The organism is Bythopirellula sp. (genome assembly GCF_041737835.1).
Taxonomy (GTDB): domain Bacteria; phylum Planctomycetota; class Planctomycetia; order Pirellulales; family Lacipirellulaceae; genus Bythopirellula.
The window spans coordinates 1-2,544 of record NZ_JBGSQY010000063.1; the positions used below are offsets into that span (position 1 = coordinate 1).

2 protein-coding genes are annotated in these 2,544 nt (G+C 54.0%); one reads left to right on the forward strand and one right to left on the reverse strand.

Annotation, left to right across the window (positions count from 1 at the left end):
- Window positions 1-1,578: efflux RND transporter permease subunit (locus tag AC6T8Q_RS18450; RefSeq protein WP_500680480.1), on the forward strand; the 1,578-nt coding region annotated here is incomplete at its 5' end.
- A gap of 17 nt (window positions 1,579-1,595) precedes the next feature.
- On the opposite strand, the gene AC6T8Q_RS18455 is transcribed toward AC6T8Q_RS18450, so the two are convergent.
- On the reverse strand, window positions 1,596-2,544 hold a 949-nt coding region (locus AC6T8Q_RS18455), incomplete at its 5' end, for an ankyrin repeat domain-containing protein (RefSeq protein ID WP_500680481.1).

The window sequence follows — 2,544 nt, forward strand, 5'->3', positions numbered from 1 at the left end:
CCATTCAATGAGGGCACCGCGACAATCAACCTGCGACTGGAACCTGGAACATCACTGGCGGAAAGTCAACGTATTGCTGGCCGAGTCGAGTTGATTCTTCTTGAAGTTCCAGAGGTGCTCTCCGTTGCCCGTCGAACCGGACGCGCCGAGCTGGATGAACATGCTGAAGGAGTCAACAACACAGAGTTCGAAGTTCGGTTCGCCCAATATAAGTCCGAAAAGCATGGCTGGCATAACGCGTTTTTGCGAGCGATCCCGATTGCTCATCTCTGGAGTTTTGAGTACCGCGGCCGCCCACAACAGGAAGTGATCTCAGACTTGCGAGATCGGCTCTCGAGCATCCCGGGTGCAGCGGTAAATATTGGTCAACCGATATCGCACCGTCTGGACCACATGATGTCAGGCATTCGAGCGCAGATTGCCATTAAAGTGTTCGGTCCCGAGCTTAGTGAGCTGCGCGCTGCAGCTTACGACATTCAATCGCGAATTCAATCGATCGATGGCGTTGTGGACCTACAGATCGAACCTCAGATCGAGGTGTCTCAACTACAAATGCGAGTTAAGCGTGAAGAAGCGTCCAGGTACGGGCTTGCTCCGGGCGATGTGGCAGAGGTTCTCGAAACAGCGTTTAAGGGGCAAGTGGTGTCGCAGGTCATTGAAGAAGACAAGTATTTTAGCTTGGTTGTCTGGTACGATGAAGACGCTCGTCGTGACCCGAACGTGATCGAGGAAACGATTCTGGAGACGCCGTCAGGCGCGAAGGTAGCTCTGTCGCAGGTAGCAGAGATCTTCGATACGACCGGGCCGAACATTCTTAACCGCGAAAATGCCCACCGTCGGATCGCCGTTTTTTGTAACGTCCAAGGACGTGATTTGACCAATGTCGTCAGGGACATCAAACAAGCGCTTCATCCCGTCGAAGAATCCCTGTACGAGTTGCCTGGCGAGTACTATCTGGACTACAGCGGGCAGTTTGAAGCTCAGCAACAGGCGACAGTTCGACTTTGGGGTTTCGCGGCGTTAAGCATGATCGGTGTTTACCTGTTGCTGCTGAAAGCCTTAGATTCTCATAGGTCCGCGTTTCAAGTGATTGCCAATGTACCTCTCGCCGCTTTGGGAGCGATTGTCGCATTGCTGATAGTCAACCGACCAGACGCGGCAGAACTTGCCGCTACTCCTTGGTACTATTGGCCATGGGCTTGGATACAAGCCACGCATTTGTCACTGGCACATTGGGTGGGTTTTATAACACTGATCGGCATCGTCAGCCGCAATGGCATAATGATGATTTCTCATTATCAGCACTTGATGCAAGTCGATGGCATGCCTTTCGGTAAAGAGATGATTATACGGGGCAGCCTTGAACGACTCGCGCCTGTGATGATGACGGCCATGACCAGCTTTGTTGGACTGGTGCCTTTGCTGTTTGGCTATGGCGAGCCTGGCAAAGAAATACTTTATCCGCTTTCCGTGGTTCTTTTTGGCGGAATGATCGCCTCCACAGTGCTCGACCAAGTGGTAACCCCTGCGCTCTTTTACTTATTCGGTTCGCCAAAAGCCTCTTCAGAAGCCGTGTGATTGAAAGCAGGCGCGTCTTAGTCGCTCACGAGCTGATCGAACTCCGCAATGCCACATGGAAAGAAGTTGGCGGGCACCGCGATATTCTCGGCCAGTAGCCTTGAGAGACATGCAGCTTGCTCGCGTTTTTCCCAGCGGCAATGCACTACGGTGTGCAGAGGCGATTGAAAGTAGTGCCCCGCCGGGGTTAGCGAAGCACCATGGCTCAAGAGAAAGTCGACCATTTCCGCGTTCCCAAAACAGAGAGCCCAGGTGAGCGGCCGAGCTTCCATCCAACCGACGGCATCGATAGGCCACCCAAGCTCGATCATCAACCGAACGCCCGACCAATTCTGCATTTGAGCGACATGTGCAACAAGGCTCCGGTCAAACGGATTGAGTTGCTGTTTCAAGTCTGGGGTCTGGTCGAGCAGCGCGCGGGCGAGATTGCGATCGCCAGCGGCCGCTGCCACGATCCATGCTTCTTTGGGTGATCGTGGCGATTCAGTTGCCCCGTGTGCACGCAGCAAATCGGCGATTGCGGTCGAACCAAGGCCAAGCGCGTAATCGAGTGGCGTGTTCCCCTTACGACTAATAAAGCCTGAATGGTTTGGCTGTGTGAGGGCATTGGGATTGGCGCCGGCGTCAAGGAGGGCCTGAATGACGGCGATCGGAGCGCCTTGCTTGACCGCCCAATGCAGTGTTGTCTCCTGAGCCGCAGGGTGTACGGCATTCGGATCGGCACCTTGCTTTAGAAACCAATATACCGCTTCGGGCCATCGCATATCCAAGGCATGTTTCACACAGTACGAGATGTCCTTGGCGTGGAGCCCGTACTCGCCCAAGGCCATGAGCAGTTCAAGATTCCATTTTTCACAAGCGTGGTAGAGCGACTCATTGTCGTTAGGATCAGCGCCTGCAGCCAACAAAATCCGTGCACCGGAGACCGAATTCGCCTCAACTGTGCCATACAGAGCAGATTCCTCT